This window comes from Klebsiella sp. GFKo11, assembly GCF_056490265.1.
On the sequence record NZ_CM151369.1, the window covers coordinates 866,908 to 886,407 of the forward strand.

Annotated in this window: 20 protein-coding genes; 10 read left to right on the forward strand and 10 right to left on the reverse strand. The window is 54.4% G+C overall.

What is annotated here, in order from left to right:
- Nucleotides 1-8: 8 nt before the first annotated feature.
- Entirely contained in the window at nucleotides 9-668 is a 660-nt protein-coding gene (gene yghB, locus AC07P6_RS04165) for a DedA family general envelope maintenance protein YghB (RefSeq protein WP_110273049.1), read from the reverse strand.
- Between the two features lie 132 nt (nucleotides 669-800).
- The gene (gene metC / locus AC07P6_RS04170; RefSeq protein ID WP_478315707.1) at nucleotides 801-1,988 is read right to left on the reverse strand and encodes a cystathionine beta-lyase; all 1,188 of its coding nucleotides are present in this window, start codon (nucleotides 1,986-1,988) and stop codon (nucleotides 801-803) included.
- A gap of 251 nt (nucleotides 1,989-2,239) precedes the next feature.
- Between metC and exbB the strand changes: the two genes are divergently transcribed.
- The 5 genes from exbB to AC07P6_RS04195 all read left to right on the forward strand — a co-directional run bounded on the left by exbB (nucleotide 2,240) and on the right by AC07P6_RS04195 (nucleotide 5,495).
- A complete protein-coding gene (gene exbB, locus AC07P6_RS04175; RefSeq protein WP_478315708.1) occupies nucleotides 2,240-2,971 on the forward strand; it encodes a tol-pal system-associated acyl-CoA thioesterase in 732 nt (243 codons plus the stop codon).
- Between the two features lie 6 nt (nucleotides 2,972-2,977).
- Nucleotides 2,978-3,403, forward strand: coding sequence for a TonB system transport protein ExbD (gene exbD, locus AC07P6_RS04180; RefSeq protein ID WP_112213736.1), 426 nt, complete (start codon nucleotides 2,978-2,980; stop codon nucleotides 3,401-3,403).
- A gap of 146 nt (nucleotides 3,404-3,549) precedes the next feature.
- Nucleotides 3,550-4,044 carry a TIGR00645 family protein gene (locus tag AC07P6_RS04185; RefSeq protein ID WP_004105804.1) on the forward strand — a complete coding sequence of 165 codons (495 nt, stop codon included), beginning with the start codon at nucleotides 3,550-3,552 and terminating at the stop codon, nucleotides 4,042-4,044.
- 196 nt (nucleotides 4,045-4,240) lie between these two features.
- A complete protein-coding gene (gene yghX / locus AC07P6_RS04190; RefSeq protein ID WP_478316936.1) occupies nucleotides 4,241-5,128 on the forward strand; it encodes a YghX family hydrolase in 888 nt (295 codons plus the stop codon).
- Between the two features lie 79 nt (nucleotides 5,129-5,207).
- Entirely contained in the window at nucleotides 5,208-5,495 is a 288-nt protein-coding gene (locus AC07P6_RS04195) for a DUF2623 domain-containing protein (protein ID WP_110273054.1), read from the forward strand.
- Between the two features lie 35 nt (nucleotides 5,496-5,530).
- On the opposite strand, the gene yghU is transcribed toward AC07P6_RS04195, so the two are convergent.
- Together yghU and AC07P6_RS04205 are read right to left on the reverse strand one after the other, a co-directional pair.
- Nucleotides 5,531-6,397: a glutathione-dependent disulfide-bond oxidoreductase gene (gene yghU, locus AC07P6_RS04200; protein WP_181484860.1), complete on the reverse strand. Its 867-nt coding sequence runs from the start codon at nucleotides 6,395-6,397 to the stop codon at nucleotides 5,531-5,533.
- Between the two features lie 64 nt (nucleotides 6,398-6,461).
- A complete protein-coding gene (locus AC07P6_RS04205; protein ID WP_434661487.1) occupies nucleotides 6,462-7,022 on the reverse strand; it encodes a DsbA family protein in 561 nt (186 codons plus the stop codon).
- Here AC07P6_RS04205 and AC07P6_RS04210 point away from each other — a divergent pair.
- The 4 genes from AC07P6_RS04210 (at nucleotide 7,022) to AC07P6_RS04225 (ending at nucleotide 11,301) form a co-directional block, all read left to right on the forward strand.
- The gene (locus AC07P6_RS04210) at nucleotides 7,022-7,153 is read left to right on the forward strand and encodes a hypothetical protein (protein WP_309146792.1); all 132 of its coding nucleotides are present in this window, start codon (nucleotides 7,022-7,024) and stop codon (nucleotides 7,151-7,153) included. The genes AC07P6_RS04205 and AC07P6_RS04210 overlap by 1 nt on opposite strands.
- Nucleotides 7,154-7,229: 76 nt before the next feature.
- Nucleotides 7,230-9,101: a bifunctional glutathionylspermidine amidase/synthase gene (gene gss, locus AC07P6_RS04215; protein WP_478315709.1), complete on the forward strand. Its 1,872-nt coding sequence runs from the start codon at nucleotides 7,230-7,232 to the stop codon at nucleotides 9,099-9,101.
- Nucleotides 9,102-9,340: 239 nt separating this feature from the next.
- Entirely contained in the window at nucleotides 9,341-10,522 is a 1,182-nt protein-coding gene (locus AC07P6_RS04220; protein WP_478315710.1) for an aminotransferase-like domain-containing protein, read from the forward strand.
- A gap of 77 nt (nucleotides 10,523-10,599) precedes the next feature.
- Nucleotides 10,600-11,301 carry an alpha/beta fold hydrolase gene (locus AC07P6_RS04225; RefSeq protein WP_478315711.1) on the forward strand — a complete coding sequence of 234 codons (702 nt, stop codon included), beginning with the start codon at nucleotides 10,600-10,602 and terminating at the stop codon, nucleotides 11,299-11,301.
- Between the two features lie 203 nt (nucleotides 11,302-11,504).
- Here the strand turns inward: AC07P6_RS04225 and AC07P6_RS04230 are convergent, their stop codons facing one another.
- From AC07P6_RS04230 to AC07P6_RS04245, 4 genes are all read right to left on the reverse strand, one after another.
- On the reverse strand, nucleotides 11,505-11,693 hold the full coding sequence (locus tag AC07P6_RS04230) for a hypothetical protein (RefSeq protein WP_110273060.1): 189 nt from the start codon (nucleotides 11,691-11,693) through the stop codon (nucleotides 11,505-11,507).
- A 241-nt stretch (nucleotides 11,694-11,934) separates the two neighbouring features.
- Nucleotides 11,935-12,629 (reverse strand): IS1-like element IS1N family transposase gene (locus AC07P6_RS04235; protein ID WP_087786203.1). Its coding sequence is split into 2 segments (ribosomal slippage): nucleotides 11,935-12,383 and nucleotides 12,383-12,629, totalling 696 coding nucleotides; the frame shifts between segments, so codons are not numbered across the junction.
- A gap of 110 nt (nucleotides 12,630-12,739) precedes the next feature.
- Entirely contained in the window at nucleotides 12,740-14,563 is a 1,824-nt protein-coding gene (locus AC07P6_RS04240; RefSeq protein ID WP_478315712.1) for a tyrosine-protein phosphatase, read from the reverse strand.
- Between the two features lie 353 nt (nucleotides 14,564-14,916).
- Nucleotides 14,917-15,519: a short chain dehydrogenase gene (locus AC07P6_RS04245; protein ID WP_304253610.1), complete on the reverse strand. Its 603-nt coding sequence runs from the start codon at nucleotides 15,517-15,519 to the stop codon at nucleotides 14,917-14,919.
- Nucleotides 15,520-15,765: 246 nt separating this feature from the next.
- On the opposite strand from AC07P6_RS04245, the gene AC07P6_RS04250 reads away from it, so the two are divergent.
- Entirely contained in the window at nucleotides 15,766-16,647 is an 882-nt protein-coding gene (locus AC07P6_RS04250) for a LysR substrate-binding domain-containing protein (RefSeq protein ID WP_478315713.1), read from the forward strand.
- A gap of 33 nt (nucleotides 16,648-16,680) precedes the next feature.
- On the opposite strand, the gene AC07P6_RS04255 is transcribed toward AC07P6_RS04250, so the two are convergent.
- Nucleotides 16,681-17,826, reverse strand: a complete 1,146-nt coding sequence (locus tag AC07P6_RS04255; RefSeq protein ID WP_478315714.1) for a trans-sulfuration enzyme family protein — start codon at nucleotides 17,824-17,826, stop codon at nucleotides 16,681-16,683.
- A 10-nt stretch (nucleotides 17,827-17,836) separates the two neighbouring features.
- Complete coding sequence (locus AC07P6_RS04260; protein ID WP_478315715.1) at nucleotides 17,837-19,207, reverse strand: pyridoxal-phosphate dependent enzyme; 1,371 nt, start codon at nucleotides 19,205-19,207, stop codon at nucleotides 17,837-17,839.
- Between the last annotated feature and the right edge of the window lie 293 nt (nucleotides 19,208-19,500).

A 19,500-nucleotide genomic window follows, 5' to 3' on the forward strand; every position in this document is an offset into this window, starting at 1 on the left:
ATTGGGCATCAGGCGCTGCAGTATTTCTTTTTGATAACCACGATAACCGTTCCGAGCAGACCGGCAATCAGCAGCACAATAGGCAGGATCATCAGGCAGGTCATCACCTGATCTTCATGACGCTTAACGAAAGGAATCATGCTCAGCGCGTAGCCCAGACCGGTAACCACGCCAACCCACAGCAGCGCGCTCAGCCAGTTAAAGAACTGGAAGCGGCGGCTTGGTAGCCCGGAAATCCCCGCCATGGTGGGCAGCAGAGTCCGTACGAATGCCAGGAAACGACCAGCCAGCAGCGCCAGCAGACCGTGTTTATCAAACATGCAGGTTGCCCGCTGATGATATTTATCCGGCAGATGCCCGAGCCAGCGTTTAACCGTTACGGTATTACCCAGCCAGCGACCCTGAATATAGCTCAGCCAGCAGCCCAGGCTGGCTGCCGTTGTCAAAATGGCAAGAGTCGGCACAAAGCCCATCACGCCTTTGGCAATCAGCGCCCCGGCGAGCAGCAGCAGGCTATCGCCCGGTAAAAAAGAGGCGGGTAGCAGGCCGTTTTCTAAAAATAGGGTTGCGAACATGACCAGATATACAACGCCCACAACGTGGGGGTTTGCCAATGCGGCAAAATCATGTTGCCACAGCGCGGCGACAATTTCTTGAATGACAACCATGGACTTTCCTAAGTGGTACCGTATTTTTTGACTAGTGTACTCCTGAAGAGGCCCGAGCACCTTGATCCCGGGCGCAACTCAAGCGGCCGCTTCTCTTAAAAACGTCCGCTAATGTTGCCACTCACTGTCACTCTACACGATACGCGCAAAGCCCGCCGCTAAATCATCCAGCAGATCGGTAACATTTTCTAACCCGATGTGAACGCGAATCAGTGTGCCGCTGAAATCGACTTCAGCATCCGGGCGGATCGCGGCGATTTGCTCCGGCTGGTTGGCTAAAATCAGTGATTCAAACCCGCCCCAGGAGTAGGCCATGCTGAACAAGCTGAAGTGATCCAGATAGGCGGAAAGCTCGGCGTCGGTCAGGCGTTTATTGAGCACAAAAGAGAACAGGCCGCTGCTGCCGGTGAAGTCGCGTTTCCAGAACTCATGCCCTTTGCTGCCGGGCAACGCCGGGTGATTGACGTGCGCCACCTGCGGGTGCTGCGCCAGCCACTCGGCGATGTGCAGGCTGCTTTCATGGTGCTGACGCAGGCGTACACCTAAAGTGCGCAGGCCGCGGCTGGTCATATAGGCGGTATCGGCGTCCAGCATTTGCCCCATCAGGTAGGCATTTTCGCGCAGTTGCGCCCAACAGCGCTCATTGGATACCGCAGTGCCGACCATCCCGTCGGAATGGCCAATCAGGTATTTGGTTCCGGCCTGAATGGAAATATCGATGCCGAAATCCAGCGCTTTAAACAGTATGCCCGCCGCCCAGGTGTTGTCGATCATGATGATGGCTTCGGGGGAGACGCTGCGAACCGCCGCAACGATTGCCGGAACATCATGAACTTCCATGGTGATGGAGCCGGGGGATTCCAGAAATACCACTCGGGTGTTGGGCTGCACCAGGCGAGCGATATCGCTACCGATTAATGGGTCAAACCAACTGGTGCTTACGCCAAGTTTGGCGAGGATTTTAGTGCAAAAATCTTGGGTCGGTTCGTAGGCTGTATTGGTCATCAGAACATGGTCGCCCTGCTCGACAAAGGCCAGGATGCTATTGGCGACCGCCGCTGCGCCGCAGGGGAAAAGGGCGCAGCCTGCACCTCCCTCCAGCTCGCACATCGCTTCTTGCAGGGAAAAGTGGGTCAGGGTGCCGCGACGACCGTAAAACAGCTCGCCTTTGGCCCTGTTACGGGTGGCCTGTTTTTTGGCTTCGACGGTTTCGAAAACCAGCGATGACGCGCGCTGAATCACGCTGTTTACCGAGCCCTGAGTATACTTTTGACGGCGGCCAGCGTGGACCAGCGCAGTATCAAGATGTTTATCAGTCATGTTCAGATAACCTGTTTTTATACGTCTGGACGTCTAAACTAACATGAATACTTATTTGTGTACCGGGCATCGACGGATACAGGTAAAAATTTTCCTAAAGCCGGAGCCAGCAACTTTTTTACTGCGTAAGCGCAAGGAAAATAAACGTGATTTGCTGCACAGTGTAAATACTAATGAGAACCACTATCAATTCGATGTCGTTTTGATATTATTGTGCGCAGATTTTGTGATTTACGTCCTGGAGATACAGTGTGGGTAATAATTTGATGCAGGCGGATCTCTCCGTTTGGGGTATGTATCATCATGCCGATATTGTCGTTAAGGTAGTGATGATTGGCCTGATTCTGGCGTCGGTCGTCACATGGGCTATCTTTTTCGGCAAAGGCGCAGAGACCCTGGCCAGCAAACGCCGCCTCAAGCGCGAACAGCAGCAGGTTGCTGAAGCACGCTCTCTCGACCAGGCCAACGATATCGCTAGCGCTTTCCATGCGAAAAGCCTGACTTCGCAACTGCTCAATGAAGCGCAGAACGAGCTGGAGCTTTCCGCAGGCGTGGAAGATAACGAAGGCATTAAAGAACGTACCGGTTTCCGCCTTGAGCGTCGCGTGGCGCAGGTCGGTCGCTATATGGGGCGTGGTAATGGCTATCTGGCGACTATCGGTGCAATCTCCCCGTTCGTCGGCCTGTTTGGTACCGTCTGGGGCATCATGAACAGCTTTATCGGTATTGCCCAGACGCAAACCACTAACCTGGCGGTTGTTGCTCCAGGCATCGCGGAAGCGCTGCTGGCGACGGCGATAGGCCTCTTCGCCGCGATCCCGGCTGTTGTCATCTACAACATCTTCGCCCGTATGATTGCCAGCTACAAAGCTTCTCTTGGCGATGTTGCGGCTCAAGTATTGTTGCTGCAAAGCCGTGACCTCGACCTGAGCGCCAGCGGCGTTAAGTCGGTCCGTACCGCACAGAAATTACGCGTAGGTTGATGCTTTATGGCAATGCATTTTAACGAAAACCTCGATGATAACGGCGAAATGCATGACATCAACGTGACGCCGTTTATCGACGTCATGCTGGTGCTGCTGATCATCTTTATGGTGGCGGCTCCGCTCGCTACCGTAGACGTGAAGGTGAATCTCCCGGCGTCTTCCAGCCAGCCGCAGCCGCGTCCTGAAAAGCCTATTTATCTGTCGGTGAAAGCGGATAAAACCATGTTCCTCGGTAATGACCCGATCACTGAAGAGAGCATGATTACGTCGCTGGATGTTCTGACTGAAGGCAAGAAAGACACGACGGTCTTCTTCCGCGCGGATAAAACCGTGGATTACGAGACGATGATGAAAGTTATGGATACTTTGCATCAGGCGGGCTATCTGAAGATTGGTCTGGTGGGCGAAGAAACCGTAAAAGCAAAATAACCCCCTCTCCAGTGCATCTCCCCCAGGCTGGCCTCATGCCAGCCTTTTTTACGCCCATCTGATAGTTGTTCTGTTGGTAAGCTGTTGCTATAACGTTGCTCTGTTGCGATATAATACCGTTCGTTTTTGATAACTTACGGGATCTTATGGAACGCTTTCTGGAAAACGCTATGTATGCCTCGCGCTGGCTGCTGGCACCGGTTTATTTTGGCCTTTCGCTTGGGCTGATTGCGCTGACGATCAAATTTTTTCAGGAGATCTTCCACATACTGCCGCATATTTTCAGCGTCAGTGAGTCGGATATGATTCTGACCCTGCTGTCGTTGGTGGATATGACCCTGGTGGGCGGTCTGCTGGTGATGGTCATGTTCTCCGGCTATGAAAATTTTGTCTCGCAACTGGATATCAACGAGGGCAAAGAAAAGCTCAGTTGGCTGGGTAAAATGGACGCTACCTCACTGAAAAATAAGGTTGCTGCCTCCATTGTGGCGATCTCTTCCATTCACCTGCTGCGGGTGTTTATGGATGCAAAAAACGTCCCCGATAATAAGCTAATGTGGTACGTCATTATCCACCTGACGTTCGTGCTGTCGGCCTTTGTAATGGGCTATCTCGATCGTCTGACGAAAGTTAAACACTGAAACTGATGGCATACCTGTTTTAGTCATTGTGCTTGTATTTCTGCCGGGTGGCGGCTTGCGCCTTACCCGGCCTACAAATCTAGTGTCCCTGTAGGCCCGCTCACTGGGCTCTTTTCTCCTGTTTCTACTCTTCTCCGCTGGCGCATACCCGAGCTTCTGCTTTGCTTAAAGGGCGCTTAATAACGGAGGAAGGATGATGACGCGACTGACGGCCAAAGATTTCCCACAGCAGTTGCTGGAGTACTATGACTACTATGCTCACGGCAAAATCAGCAAACGCGAGTTTCTGCAGATGGCGGGAAAATATGCCGTCGGCGGGATGACCGCTTTAGCGTTGTTTAATCTGCTGAAGCCTAACTATGCTCTGGCGGAGCAGGTGGCGTTTACCGACCCGGATATCCGTCCGGAATATATTCACTATCCCTCGCCCGATGGCCATGGCGAAGTACGGGCGTACATGGTGACGCCGACGAAAATCACTGACAAAGCGCCTGCCGTGGTGGTGGTGCATGAGAACCGAGGTCTGAATCCCTACATTGAAGACGTTACCCGACGGGTGGCGAAAGCGGGCTATATTGCGCTGGCGCCGGATGGTCTGAGCTCCGTCGGCGGCTATCCCGGCAATGATGATGAAGGACGGGAGTTACAGCAGAAGGTCGATCCGGTGAAGCTGATGAACGATTTTCTTGCAGCGGTTGCGTTTATGGAGAAGCATCCTCAGGCAACGGGAAAGATTGGGATTACCGGTTTTTGCTACGGCGGCGGCGTCAGCAATGCGGCAGCGGTGGCGATCCCCGAGCTGGCCTGTGCGGTACCGTTTTACGGTCGTCAGCCGCCGCTGAACGAAGTCGACAAAATTAAGGCCCCGCTGCTGCTGCACTATGCCGGACTGGATAGTGGCATCAATGAAGGCTGGCCCGCCTATGAAAAAGCGCTAAAGGAACACAATAAGGTCTATGAGGCTTATATTTATCAGGGCGTTAACCACGGTTTTCATAATGACTCCACGCCGCGCTACGATCGGGCTGCCGCCGAGCTGGCCTGGCAGCGCACGCTGGCATGGTTCGAGAAGTATCTGCGCTAGCGAAATTGGCTGAAATAGCACTACCACTCGCTCAAAAAATCGCTATATAATTTTTTATATAACGATTGGGGGGAGTTCGATGGAAAACCATTTTGGTAAAGGCCTAATGGCGGGGCTACAGGCGTCCCATGCTGACACCGCCACGCATGCGGCAAATTTTTGCTCCGACTATAAACGTGGGTTCGTGCTCGGCTATTCACACCGCATGTTTGAAAAAACCGGCGACCGCCAGCTTAGCGCCTGGGAAGCGGGGATTCTCACCCGTCGCTATGGACTGGACAGGGATATGGTGATGGACTTCTTCAAAGAGGGAAGTTCGTGCACGTCAATGCGCTATTTTATGGCGGGATATCGGCTGGAAAGCTAAAAACCGGAGGCTGAAGCCTCCGGTGGGTAAGTGCATTAGGCCTGGCGCTTATCTTCGGTTTGCGTCTCGAAATCGCTGGCGGCATGGCGCTCGTGGAGCTGCTCATTGAGCGGGCCGAAGGTACGGTTAACCATGCGTCCACGCTGCACGGCCGGACGGTCTCCGACCTCCTGCGCCCAGCGCAGCACGTTTTTATAGCTGCCTGCATCAAGGAATTCGGCGGCGTTGTAAACATTCCCCAACACCACGTTACCGTACCACGGCCAGATAGCCATATCGGCAATGGTGTACTCTTCTCCTGCCACAAAACGACCGCGGGCAAGCTGCTTATCCAGCACGTCAAGCTGGCGCTTGGCTTCCATCGTAAAGCGATCGATCGCGTATTCGATTTTCACCGGGGCATAGTTGAAGAAGTGGCCAAAGCCGCCGCCGAGGAACGGAGCCGCACCCTGCAGCCAGAACAGCCAGTTAAGGGTTTCGGTGCGGCCTGCCGGATCTTTTGGCAGGAAGAAACCGAACTTCTCCGCTAGATAGAGCAGGATGCTGCCGGATTCAAAAACGCGCGTCGGCGGCGTGGTGGAGTGGTCGCTGAGCGCGGGGATTTTCGAGTTCGGGTTAACCTCGACAAAGCCGCTAGAGAACTGATCGCCTTCGCCGATGCGAATCAGCCAGGCGTCATACTCCGCGCCGCTAACGCCCAGCGCCAGCAGCTCTTCCAGCATAATGGTCACCTTCTGACCGTTGGGCGTCCCCAGCGAATAGAGCTGAAGCGGGTGTTCACCCACCGGCAGCTCCTGGTCATGGGTTGCGCCGGAGACGGGACGGTTGATATTGGCGAATGCGCCGCCGTTGTTTTGCTTCCATTCCCACACTTTTGGTGGTTGGTAGTTATTCTCTGACATGCTGGCCTGCCTTTTTCATGAGGTGTTGAAATAGTGTAGTTGGCGCTATAGCGCCGGAGCCGTACTAAGCCAGAATTCGCGCGGCCCACACGCTGATATCATCGCCGCTGCCGAGATCCGCCTGCACCAGGCCGTTAACCATAAAGGTCGGCGACACGTGAATGCCGTTCTGGCGGGCATATTTGCTATGCCATTTGATCTCGCTTTGCAGCTCAGGACGGGCAAAGGCCGCAGCCAGCGAGACGTGGCTATAGCGTTCGATTCGCTCAATAATCTGCTGCGGCGTGACGTTCATGTTTGGCCCGCTACAGTGGTCGGTAAACTCGAATTCCTCACGGTGGTCAGCGACGGCTTTCAGCACCTTGTGCGCCTGCTCGCGACCGTGCGGCAGAGTGGATGCGGCGAGAATGCAGCGCACGATGACGCCGGAGAACAGATGCCACGGCTGAGACTGAAGACGAATTTTGATGGTGACGTTATCCGCGCCAACTTCATCCAGCAGGTCATCAAGTTTATTGAAGGCGCGCACCGAGTAAGGGCAGGTCGGTTCGAGGAACACCTCAAAGGTGCGTGGGCCATGCCCCCAGACCAGCGGTTGGGCAGTCAGATGCGAAGGTGTGCTCATTGTCGACTCCTGATTGTTTTTTTATCTCAAATAACGATATCACTTTTGCCTGGCGGCGCAGGCTTATTTTCCTTAAGGGCACGATTAGCGAATCGAATGAGTGGTATCATCATTTCACCTCTGTCTGGTAAGTGCCTGCGGCAGGATAAGAAGAGGGAGTTTTGTTTCGCCAACTGCCCGGGCTGCATTAATTTGAGGTCAGGCTAAATGAGCAAAGGTTCGACAAACAGTGACGCCCCGTTTGGTACACTTTTAGGCTACGCGCCGGGCGGCGTAGCGATTTATTCTTCGAATTACAGTAGCTTAAATCCGCAAGATTATCCGGATGACGCCACGTTCCGCAGTTATATCGGTAATGAGTATATGGGGCACAAATGGCAGTGCGTAGAGTTTGCGCGCCGCTTTCTGTTCCTCACCTACGGCTTTGTGTTTACCGACGTCGGCATGGCCTACGAAATCTTCTCTCTACGTTTTCTGCGCGAAGTGGTCAACGACAATATTCTGCCGTTGCAGGCTTTTGCTAACGGCTCCCGCCGTCCGCCGATTGCCGGTTCTCTACTGATTTGGCAGAAGGGCGGCGAGTTTAAACACACCGGACACGTGGCGGTAATTACTCAACTGGTCGGGAATAAAGTGCGGATCGCCGAGCAGAACGTGATTCACGCGCCGCTGCCGCAGGGCCAGCAGTGGACCCGCGAGCTGACGCTGGAAGTGAAAAACGGCATCTACACGATTAAAGACACCTTTGCCGATACCGAAATCCTTGGCTGGATGATCCAAACCGCTGATACCGAGCACAGCCTGCCGCAGCCGGTTCTGCCGGGTGACGCGATGGCTATCAAAGGCGCGCGGTTGCCGAATAAAGGCCAGTTCCGCGGCAACTGGCTCAACGAGAAAGATTCGCTGCAAAAAGCCTACGTTGAAGCCAACGGCCACGTTATCAATAAAGACCCTTACCAGTATTTCACCATTAGCGAAAGCGCCGAGCAGGAGCTTATCAAGGCGACCAACGAGCTGCATTTGATGTACCTGCACGCCACCGATAAGGTGATGAAGGATGACAGCCTGCTGGCGCTGTTCGATATTCCGAAAATCCTCTGGCCGCGCCTGCGCCTCTCGTGGCAACGCCGTCGGCATCATATGATTACCGGTCGTATGGATTTCTGTATGGATGAGCGCGGACTGAAGGTTTATGAGTACAACGCCGACTCCGCATCTTGCCATACCGAAGGTGGCCTGATCCTCGAACAGTGGCTGAAACAGGGTTACTACGGTACCGGACACAACCCGGCGGAAAACCTGCTGGATGAGCTGGCCGGGGCGTGGAAGCACAGCCGTGCGCGCCCTTTCGTGCATATCATGCAGGACAAGGATCTGGAGGAGAACTATCACGCGCAGTTTATCCAGCGTTCGCTGACTCAGGCCGGTTTCGACAGCAAAATCCTGTACGGCCTTGATGAGCTTCGCTGGGATGCCGCCGGGCAGCTTATTGACGCCGACGGTCGGCTGGTCAACTGCGTCTGGAAAACCTGGGCATGGGAAACCGCCATTGAGCAGGTGCGTGAAGTCAGCGCCGACGAGTATGCCGCCGTGCCGATTCGCACCGGGCATCCCAATAATGAAGTGCGTCTGATTGACGTTCTGCTGCGTCCTGAAGTCTTAGTGTTTGAACCGCTGTGGACGGTCATCCCTGGCAACAAGGCGATTCTGCCGGTGCTGTGGTCGCTGTTCCCGAATCATCGTTACCTGCTGGATACCGATTTTGTGGTCAACGAGCAGCTAGCGGAAACTGGCTATGCGGTTAAGCCAATTTCAGGCCGCTGTGGTAACAACATTGACCTGATTGGCCCACAGGACGAAGTGCTGGATAAAACCAGCGGTCAGTTTTTCGACCGCAAGAATATTTACCAACAGCTGTGGTGCCTGCCGAAGGTGGATGGAAAATACATCCAGGTTTGCACCTTTACGGTCGGCGGTAACTATGGCGGTACCTGCCTGCGCGGTGATGATTCGCTGGTGGTGAAAAAAGAGAGCGATATTGAGCCGTTAATCGTGCTAAAAGACAAAGATAACCGTTAAGTTTAGCCCCGGATTGCGGCGATTCTCGCCACCTGCGGCATTTGTAGCCCGGGCAAGGCACATCGCGCCGCTCCCGGGTAAGTCCGCAGGGGCAGCAGAATTCCCGGAGGCGATGCCGCGCATCTGTTCGGGCTACCAGGGTATGAACACTAAGCCCTCGGTAAACGTAGCGCGGCCAGGGAATTATCGGTAAAAAATAGATAAAACATCACAACAACAAGACAGAAAAGGAAAATAGTATGCACGATCGGCGACTCGCCGCCCGCGCGGGTGAGCTTAAGCCCTCCGCCGTCCGCGAACTCCTCAAGCACAGTAAACTGCCCGGCGTTATCTCTCTGGGCGGCGGCATTCCGGCCCCGGAGCTTTTTGATACCGAAGGCCTGAACCTGGCGGTGCAGCAGGTGATGAGCGGGCGCTTTAACGATGCGTTCCAGTACGGTTTGACCGAAGGTTATCCGCCATTGCGTCAGGCGGTGAGCGAACTGTGCCATGCGCGCGGCGTTGCCTGTCCGGCAAGCCATGTCTATATCACCTCCGGCTCACAACAGTCGCTGGATATGATCGCCCGCACGCTGCTCGATCCAGGCGATGCTGTCGTCGTTGAGCGCCCGACCTATCTGGCAGCGCTACAGGTCTTCCAGTTGGCGCAGGCCAATATTCTCAGCGTCGATACCGACGATGACGGCATGCTGGTTGAACAACTTGCTGACCTGCTGGAAACCACCCGCGTCAAAGCCGTTTACCTGGTGCCGACCTTCGGAAACCCCGGCGGGAAAACCCTGAGCGAAGCGCGCCGCCGCCGTGTGGTTGAACTGGCGAAGCAGCATGATTTCGTGATTATCGAAGACGATCCGTATGGTGAAATCAGCTTCACAGATGAAGTGTATCGTCCTCTGTATCAGTACGCGGTTGAGCTAGGCTGCGAAGATCAGGTGGTGTACACCTCCACGTTCTCCAAGATCCTCGCACCGGGAATGCGCATTGGCTGGATCGTGATGCCGGACTGGCTGGCGCAGCAGACGGTGATCGTCAAGCAAGCGGCGGATCTGCACACCAATATGCTGTCGCAGGTGATCACCACGGAATACCTGGGTATGAATCGTCTGGAAAATCAGATAGCCCTGATCCGCGAAGATTACCGCAAGAAGTGCGTGGCGCTGGCCGATGCGCTGGAATCCCGCCTTGGTGAGCATCTTGAGTTCAGCCGACCAAAAGGCGGTATGTTCCTGTGGGCCCGCTTCCGCTATCCGTTCGATACCATGGAATGGATGAAGAAAACGCTGGAAAACGGCGTGGTCTACGTGCCTGGTGAAGCGTTCTATAACGACAACCCGGATACCCGCACGCTGCGTCTGTCCTACTCTACGGTATCGGCAGACGGCCTGATGACCGCCGTTGAGCGTCTGGCTAAGTCACTGTAATCACCCAGCTTCGCGCCGCCTGGCGGCGCGGAGTTTCCTGCCTGATATTCCTCTTTTAAAGAACCGAGAGTAACTCAATGAATCGCGAAACATTACCCATAGTGTTGGTTCCTGGGTTTATGCTGGATGAAACCCTGTGGGATGATTTTGTGGCTGCTTTTCCACAGGAGCGAACTTTTATTCGCGCCGGACTTAATCACGGCGACAACATCAGTGCGATAGCGCGATACATCGTTGATGATCTACCCCCGCGTTTTATCCTCATTGGATTTTCGCTGGGTGGCTATGTCGCCCGCGCGATCGTCGAACAGTATCCGCAGGCGGTAGCCGGTCTGGTGCTGATAGCTACCTCGTTGCGTGAAGACAGCGCTGAACAGCAAAAAATAAAACAGGCAGCCATTGCAGCTGTGTCGGCATCATCGTCGTTTAATGGAATCAGTCCTTCGGCGATAGCTGGAACCCTGCATCCGCAGCGGGCAGGAGATAAAACGCTGGTAGCAAAAATCAGGGCGATGGGTGCGAGACTTGGTGCGGAAGCTTTTCGCCATCAGGCCAGCCTGGTTCGCGACCATCTCACCACGCAGCCCATTACCTGTCCAACGCTGGTCATTTCTGCCGCTCAGGATCCCTCTCGTTCGTTGGATGAATTACAGGAATTACAGGCGAGTATTACAGGCGCGGAGCTTCAGATAATCGATGATTGTGGTCATATGCTGCCGCTGGAACAGCCTGCACAACTGGCGAAAGCGGTCAGTGAGTGGATCGAAAAGTGGGATTAACGATACTGTATTGAATCGCCCGCAACAGATGGCTGCGGGCAAGAGAAACTCAGAGGAGGGCGCTCTGGCGGCTTATCGCCAGCCCTGGTTGTTAATCCTGCTCAGCAATGCGATCGTCAAGCCAAATAAGCATCAATGAGGAGAGAAAAGCGACAGCAATGGTACTAATAACTAACAGCATAAGAAGAGCCTCAGGGGTTTTATTATTTTTGTGCTTTTACCGATGAGTGATTATTTCTGTCCGTGATGGTGACTTTAGTATCTTGTTGGGAGGTGGCGAGGGTGAAAAAATCATCAGCGTCAATGTCGAAATTTAGAACGATTTCCTTATATTTCCCACAGTTAATTAACTCTTTTGCTTCTTTCATACTACAGGCTGTAATTGTCGGCATCAGTTTCATCTCGTTTAAAAACTGAGAAGCAAAATAAGAGCTTGTTGATACCAGATCAACTACTTTTTATGGTAATGGCAATCATAAGTTGGATTGATGATTGCGGCTGCCGATAGCCAATTGAAACATAATTTCTGTTTTACCTTTCCTGCCAGCGTTTCATTTTGCGGACGGCGTTCCAGCATGAGCCAATCTTCGGCGTCAAAAATTGACCCCTTTACAATTTTGGTGATGCTTCCAATTAGTAGAACATGTGTTTTTCAATAAACGTCCCGATGACTTTTTCGTGGATCTCTACTGAACGCGAGAAGCAGATTGTTTTACGAGCCAAGCGCTTAATGCGGGTGCGCAGCGTCAGGTTATTGCGCTCAATCCGTTGGGTGAATATTTTTCCGGTCAGATGCTTATCCTTCGGCACCTCCCGGCCATAGCTGCCCCAGTCGTCGCTGGTGATCATGCCGATGTTGAATGGCGTAAGCAGTGCCAGTAGTTCCCGGCAGGTTTCATCGGTACGGGGACCAAAAGTGTAGGCCAGTACACCCCCTGTTTTGGTGTTATACGCGTACCAGAGCCAGTGTTGCCGGGCTTTACTGCCAACGAAACTCCATTGCTCATCAAGTTCGCAGATAAGCGCCACATCAGCATGAGCAACGGGCGAAGACGTTATTCGCTTTGGCGTGAGTTTTTTAAAGTCCGGATGACGGTGTTAATGCCAATTTTCAGTGTTCTGGCGGTATCGCGAACCCCGGCGCCATTGAAGGCCATTTCAGTGATCAGCTCTTTAATGCCCGGCTTACGGGCCTCATAAGTGTAAGTGAGCTGAAAAACGCGGTGGCAGTCACGGCAGCGAAATCTGTCATGGCCTTTAGGGTTCTGACCATGGCGGTAGACCTGTGCAGACTGACAACGAGGACAATGAATGTTAACGCTGGCCATGAAAGAACCTCAAAAGCCCGCATTATACATCAGATTCAACTAATTAGAGGCATCACCACAATTTTGTGGGGAATAGCAAGCCGCCAGCGATGACGGCCTGCTGTGGTTTTTTAAAAGGTGTAGGCCACGCTTAAATTGCCGCTATAGCCGTGGCTGTCGCCGCCGCTGGCGATTTCCGCCTGGCCGCCCAGGTTCAAGCTCAGCGCACCGCGCGTCATGCTAATGTTGGCACCTGCATTGAACATATCGCGGCTATTGAAGGCTGAGTCTTGTACGACCTCATATTGATAAACTTGTCCACGAGTGCGCACCGAGGGGCCGCTGAAGCTATGTTCATAGCCGACATTCACCGCCGGGGAAATCGTCCAGTTACCGCTGTTTTGCGGATTAAAGGCGAAATTAATATTGGCAACGCCGCTGGCATTATTTTCGCTAACGCGATCGACATCGAGCGCCAGTTCGCTGCCGTTCTCATGGAAGGCATCCATGCGCAGATGGGTTAATCGGGTGCCGACAGAATACTCGACGCTGGCGAAATCGAGCGGGCTCACGTAGCCGAGGCGTAGCGTACCGCCGAACAGTTGTCCGTGGGTATCGCCAGTGGCGGTACCCAGTCCGCCGCCCATCTTGCGGGTGCTGCTGTAGTCAATCCAACCGGCGTTAAGATCGGCTGCGGCAAAGAGACCGTGATTAAGATCCTCGAATGCATAGCGGCCACCGAAACCTAACAGCGTGGTATTAGCATCCGCGTCGGCGTTGGCGCTGCCCAGTGAACCCCAGCTATATCCCAGCGTGCCGTAGCCGCTAAACTGTGAGTTCACCCTCTGGGTATAACCCAGCAGCGTACCGGTGGTGTGCTCATTGCTGCTGGCGGCGCGGGCGGAACCGTCGGTACCCAGATAACCGTTAAGCCCGGTTAACCACAATTTTCCTTCGCCATCGCGCAACTGGCGGCTGTCGATATTCGGTGCCAGCGCACGATCCAGACGTGTGCCGCTACGCAGCAGATAACTCGCGGCATCCGCATGAATTTGTCCGCCGACCTGAGACTCCACCCCGCCAAGCGTTCCGGCATCAATAGCCGATTGCAGATAGTTGTTATAAGCGGTGTAACGGCCGGAAAGCCCACTGTTTTGTAGCGCGTTAAGCAGCGCCGCGCCCTGTGCTGCATTCCCCCGTAGCCCGCTCTGCCCCAGAAGCTGGCCATAATGGACCATTTTTCCGCGCAGCACGTAGAGAGTCTCCTGCGATAGCCCCAGCCCTTGCTTCAGATAGTTATCGACGGAGCCGTACTCGCGGGTGATCTCATCCAGTCCGGCCTGCAGATAGCTGGCATCGACGCCAAGCAGCGGTTCGTAAATCTCCGCCATAGCTGGCGGCATCATCGCCAGGGTCGCCTCAATACGCTGACGAGTGTAATCGTTGGTGGCGAGGTAGTTTTCCATAATGGTTGCCTTGTCGACGCCGGCAATACTCAGCAGCATGGCGGCGGTCCAGCCGGTTCGGTCTTTGCCTGCGGTGCAGTGGAACAGGGCGGCACCGTCGGCGCTGGCCAGATCGTTAAACAGAGTGCTGAACTGCGCGCGCATCCCGGCATCGCTGACGAAGGAGACGTTGGTCTGCTGCATCATCGCTTTGGCTTCAGCGGCGCTGCTAAAAGTTATCGAGGTAATGTTACTGCCTGAAGCGGCGTTGCCGATGATATCAATATTGGTATAGGTTGCCCCGTCGGGCATCACGTCCGGGCTGCTGGCGATTTCGCTGGCGGTACGTAAATCATAAACATCGCTGATGCCAAGCGTGCTGAGCGTTGCCTGGTCTGCGGTGGATAACGCCAGGGCATTAGAGCGATAAAATACCCCGGTGCGCATGGTGCCATCATGGCTGGTGGTATAAATCGAGGTAGTGCCAGCAATATCACGAAAATTATCCATGCTAGCGAGCGTGGGCGTATTTATTGGCGCAGCGTATAGCGCACCAGAGACGGCAATGGTGACCAGAGAGACTGTAACAGGAATATAGCGAATCAAAATAAGCCTCGATATTTATGGATTGTAATGTGTTGTTTATTAAGGCTTGAGAATATAGGGTGGGATTGTGACAGAATTATTTCCAGATGGATTTTTTGTGAAATAAACAAGGTGAAATTAGATTAGGTTTATTTATGGAATATATTGTTTCTCTCACGTTAAGTCATATTAATCATTCGCCATATTAATCTTTAACATCCCGCTCGCGGCAGCAGGATGTTATTTTATTTTTTGATCCGGCAGTCATTTTGCTCAGTTCAGTAGCCGACCTTATAGATTCGTCCGTTCTGAATGCCTTCCACGCTGCGGCGGTAGGCCTGGGCCACGCTGGCGGCGGGGACGCTCTCAAAACCGGGGAAGAAACCATCGTAGGCTGCCGCCGATTCGGTCAATACGGTGGGGCTAATCAGGTTAATACGCATACCGCGCGGCAGTTCGCAGGCGGCGGCGCGAACGAACCCTTCCAGCCCGGCGTTCACGGTGGTGGCATTGACTCCCTGCGCGATGGGCTCATGGGCAACTATCCCGCTAATCAGCGTAATAGAACCGCCGTCGTTAAGATAATGCTGCCCGGTCAGAGCCAGACGAACCTGCCCCAATAGCTTATCCTGCAAGCCCTGGTTGAAATCGTTATCGGTCATGGTTTCCAGAGGACCAAAGAACAGGTTGCCGGTGGCGGAAACAATTGCGTCTATCCGGCCAATGTTTTCAAACAAACCCTGCACGCTCTCTTGCGAGGTGATATCAACCTGATAGTCGCCCTGAGTGCGGCCGACGCGAATAACTTCATGGCGCTGACTTAATTCTTGCGCAACGGCGCGGCCAACGGTACCGCTGGCACCAATAATGATGATTTTCATAGCAGACTCCTTAGAACCTATCTCATTAGGCTATTTTATTTGCTGGTTTGGCCCTGGGGAGTGCTCAAAATCCTCACGTACTACGTGTACGCTCCGGTTTTTCCGCGCTGTCCGTGTCCAAACCATCGGCAACAATTACGCCTACTGGGATAGGCTCTTTAATGTGGTGAGCCTCTATTCTTTAATAAAACAGATATCGGATAAACTGGCGAAAAGTTCGATGATTACTAACCAGGAGTTTGTAATATGGATAAGCTGCGGGCGATGGAGGTCTTTATTACGGTGGTGGAGTGCGGAAGCTTTACTGAAGCCGCATCGCGCCTTGAGATGTCGGCGGTCATGGTGGGTAAATACATCGCGCTGACTGAGCGCCAGCTAAATACCCGTCTGCTGGAGCGCAACACTCGTCGTCAGAGCCTGACCGATGCCGGGCGGGTCTATTTTGAAGAGGCGAAACGCGTCCTTGAGCAGGTTTCGATTGCCGAAAGCTCGGTGGAGCGACTACGGGTAGCGCCAGCGGGCACGCTGCGGGTGAGCGCGCCGACGTCGTTTGGTGCCTGTGTCATTGCCCCACTGACCGCGACTTTTCTGCAAGCCTGGCCCGATGTGCGGGTCGAGCTGGATCTGACTAATCGAATGGTCGATCTGGTGGATGAAGGTATTGATCTGGCGATCCGCATCGGTGAGATCCATAACGACGATCTGGTGGCAAAATATCTCGCGCCTTACCGGATGACGATTTGCGCCGCGCCCGACTATTTAGCCCGCCACGGTACGCTGAATACGCCTGCCGATCTGGCCGATCATCTCTGTTTATCGCATACGGTGTGGACCGCGCGCAACGAGTGGAAATTACCGGGAGCTGAGGAGGGGATCCGCTGGAAGCGTGACGCAATTCTGCGCTGCAATGATGGTTATGCCCTGCGAATGGCGGCGATTGCCGGAGCCGGGTTGCTGCTCCAGCCGGAGGTGCTGCTGGCCGACGCGCTGGAGTGCAGCAAGCTGGTTCGTGTGCTGGAGGATTATACGCCGCAGCCAAGACCGGTTCATTTACTCTGGCGGCAAGATTTGCGCCCACTGCCGAAGCTAACGCGTTTTGTTGAGCACCTTCTGCAGGGGCAGCAGTAGAACAGCGGCCCGCCTTTGCGGCGGGCAATCTGTTTAATCGCGTAGCGCATGACGCCAGTCGGCGATCAGATCCTGTGGATCTTCAATCCCTACCGACAGACGAATCAACTGCGGAGTAATGCCGTTAGCTAAACGCTGCTCCAGCGGAATAGATGCGTGGGTCATGCTAAACGGCTGGCTCACCAGGCTTTCCACGCCGCCGAGGCTCTCCGCGAGGGTAAACAGCTTCAGCTTGCGGATGATCCGTTCGGCATAGCCGTCGTCGCCTTTGACCACCACGGAGATCATCCCGCCGGGGAGCGCCATCTGCTTGCGCGCCAGCTGATGATGCGGATGCGAGGCCAGCCACGGGAACCACACCTTTTCGACCTGCGGCTGCTGCTCCAGCCACTCGGCGAGCAATAATGCATTGCTACTGTGGCGCTCCATACGCAGGGCCAGGGTACGAATACCCCGCAGCGTCAGGAAACTGCTGAACGGATCAAGCACGCCGCCCACCGCGTTTTGCAGATAGCCCAGCTTTTCCGCTAGCGTTGGGTTATCTCCGACGACTGCCAGTCCGGCAACCACATCAGAGTGGCCGTTAAGATATTTGGTCGCCGAGTGCACCACGATATCGAAGCCCAGTTCCAGCGGACGATGGATAACCGGTGAAGCAAAGGTGTTGTCGGTGACGCTGATAATATTGTGCCGCCGCGCAATGGCGGCAATAGCGCGGAGGTCAGCCAGCTTAAGCAGCGGGTTCGTCGGCGTTTCGACCCAAATCATCCGCGTGTCGGGCTGAATGGCCGCTTCAATGGCCGCCAGATCGTCCGGCTTCACCCAGCTCACCCGCAGACCGGCGCTGCGGCGGCGAACGTTTTCTATCAGCCGATACGTGCCGCCGTAGACATCGTCGACGGCGACCAGGTGGCTGTCTTTATCGAGCAGTTCAAGTACGGTAGAGATTGCCGCCAGTCCGGACGCAAAAGCGTAGCCGCGCGTACCGCTTTCCAGGTCAGCAATGGCCGTCTCCAGCGCGTGGCGGGTCGGGTTACCGCTGCGCGAATATTCGTAACCGGTATGCTGGCCCGGCGCGGGCTGGGCAAAGGTGGAGGTGGCGTAGATGGGCGGCATCACCGCGCCGTGTTCGTCGGTAAAGGAGCCGCTATGTACGCTCAGGGTATGCAAATTGGTCATTGTTAAATCCTTAATGTTCGAGTCGGTTACGCCAGGTGGTCAGTACATCACTACGCGTAATGAGACCAAGAAAACGATCGTTGTCGGCGATAACGGCCACCAGGCCGCGATCGAAAATGGCTTTCAGCGCGCTTTCTGGTGCATGTTTATCCAGGGTTTCCACGTTGCGGGTCATCGCTTCCCTGACCGGCAAGGAAAAGCGCTGGCTGTCGCCCTGAACGTGGCTAATCAGATCCCATTCGTCGACGATGCCGACTACGCGGCCGTTTTCCAGCACCGGCAACTGCGAGATATCGTAAAGGCGCATACGGGCGAGGATCGCGGCCAGCGTGTCGTCCGGCTCGGCGGTGACGGTAGCCCCTTCGTCATGGCGCAGGGCGATAAAGTCACTGAGATCGCCGCGCGAAGGGCGGCTTAAAAAGCCCTGCTGGCGCATCCAGTCATCGTTAAACATTTTTGATAGATATTTGTTGCCGCTGTCGCAGGCGAAGGTCACCACACGTTTGGCGGAGGTCTGTGCCCGGCAGAAGCGCAGGGCGGCATTAAGCAGAGTGCCGGTGGAAGAACCCGCCAGAATGCCTTCAACCTGCAACAGCTCGCGGGCGGTGGCGAACGCCTCGCTATCGCTGACGCGGTAAGCATTTTTGACTTCTTCAAGATGGGCCAGCGGCGGAATAAAGTCTTCGCCGATCCCCTCAACCAGCCAGGCTCCCGTTTCTCCGTAGCGCCCGGTTTCGACCTGGTCTGCCAGAATGGAACCCGCCGGATCCGCCAGGATAAATTCCGTTTTAGGCGAATGCTCAGCAAACCAGGCCTGTAGCCCACCGAGAGTCCCGCCGGAGCCGACGCCAACGACGATAGAGTCAATATTGCCCTCCAGTTGCTGAAAGATTTCCGGGGCGGTGGTAGTGGTATGGGCCAGCGGATTGGCCTCGTTATTAAACTGGTCGATATAAAAAGCCCCTGGCGTTTCGTCGGCAAGGCGGCGGGCGTAGTCCTGATAGTAGGCTGGATGGCCTTTGTTGACGTCCGAGCGGGTAAGCAATACTTGTGCCCCCAGCGCACGCAGGTGGAATATTTTCTCGCGGCTCATTTTGTCCGGCACGACCAGAATCAGGCGGTAATTTTTCTGCGCCGCAATCAGCGCCAGACCCAGGCCGGTATTCCCGGCGGTGGCTTCAATAATCGTGCCGCCGGGTTTTAATTTCCCCAGTCGTTCGGCTTCATTAATCATCGACAGCGCCACGCGGTCTTTTATCGAACCGCCGGGGTTTTGATTTTCCAGTTTTAAAAACAGGCTACAGGGGCCACTATCCAATTTATGCAGCTGGAGCAGGGGAGTGTGGCCAATAAGGTCGCTAACGGAATGAAAAACTGACATGACATTTTACCCATTCGTACCAAGATGATTTGAATGGTAGGGCTGAAAAATTGGCATTTTAAAGAACTTTTGTCTGCGTCTAAGCGCAAAAAGGAATATAAGATGCTATTTAGACGTCCGGAGGGAAAGGTTGTTAGCCGCCTGGGTGTGTCGATTTCCAGAACAGGGCCTTTTTGGCGTATTTTTCACCAAATTATGGTTTTTTACCCGCTGCTTTATGTTTGTTTCAGGAAAGGATTGCCAAAAATAATCGATGGTAGTCTGAGCAGAATCCTTAGACGTTGGTGTAAATA

Bases quoted from the DNA above. Each gene is read 5' to 3' on its own strand.
- exbD (WP_112213736.1), top strand. From the start codon at position 2,978: ATGGCAATGCATTTTAACGAAAACCTCGATGATAACGGCGAAATGCAT.
- AC07P6_RS04230 (WP_110273060.1), bottom strand. From the start codon at position 11,693: ATGCCGACAATTACAGCCTGTAGTATGAAAGAAGCAAAAGAGTTAATT.
- AC07P6_RS04260 (WP_478315715.1), bottom strand. From the start codon at position 19,207: ATGTCAGTTTTTCATTCCGTTAGCGACCTTATTGGCCACACTCCCCTG.
- AC07P6_RS04205 (WP_434661487.1), bottom strand. From the start codon at position 7,022: ATGAGCACACCTTCGCATCTGACTGCCCAACCGCTGGTCTGGGGGCAT.
- AC07P6_RS04255 (WP_478315714.1), bottom strand. From the start codon at position 17,826: ATGACCAATTTGCATACCCTGAGCGTACATAGCGGCTCCTTTACCGAC.
- AC07P6_RS04185 (WP_004105804.1), top strand. From the start codon at position 3,550: ATGGAACGCTTTCTGGAAAACGCTATGTATGCCTCGCGCTGGCTGCTG.
- yghX (WP_478316936.1), top strand. From the start codon at position 4,241: ATGACGCGACTGACGGCCAAAGATTTCCCACAGCAGTTGCTGGAGTAC.
- yghU (WP_181484860.1), bottom strand. From the start codon at position 6,397: ATGTCAGAGAATAACTACCAACCACCAAAAGTGTGGGAATGGAAGCAA.
- yghB (WP_110273049.1), bottom strand. From the start codon at position 668: ATGGTTGTCATTCAAGAAATTGTCGCCGCGCTGTGGCAACATGATTTT.
- metC (WP_478315707.1), bottom strand. From the start codon at position 1,988: ATGACTGATAAACATCTTGATACTGCGCTGGTCCACGCTGGCCGCCGT.
- gss (WP_478315709.1), top strand. From the start codon at position 7,230: ATGAGCAAAGGTTCGACAAACAGTGACGCCCCGTTTGGTACACTTTTA.
- AC07P6_RS04220 (WP_478315710.1), top strand. From the start codon at position 9,341: ATGCACGATCGGCGACTCGCCGCCCGCGCGGGTGAGCTTAAGCCCTCC.
- AC07P6_RS04250 (WP_478315713.1), top strand. From the start codon at position 15,766: ATGGATAAGCTGCGGGCGATGGAGGTCTTTATTACGGTGGTGGAGTGC.
- AC07P6_RS04195 (WP_110273054.1), top strand. From the start codon at position 5,208: ATGGAAAACCATTTTGGTAAAGGCCTAATGGCGGGGCTACAGGCGTCC.
- AC07P6_RS04245 (WP_304253610.1), bottom strand. From the start codon at position 15,519: ATGAAAATCATCATTATTGGTGCCAGCGGTACCGTTGGCCGCGCCGTT.
- AC07P6_RS04240 (WP_478315712.1), bottom strand. From the start codon at position 14,563: ATGGATAATTTTCGTGATATTGCTGGCACTACCTCGATTTATACCACC.
- AC07P6_RS04225 (WP_478315711.1), top strand. From the start codon at position 10,600: ATGAATCGCGAAACATTACCCATAGTGTTGGTTCCTGGGTTTATGCTG.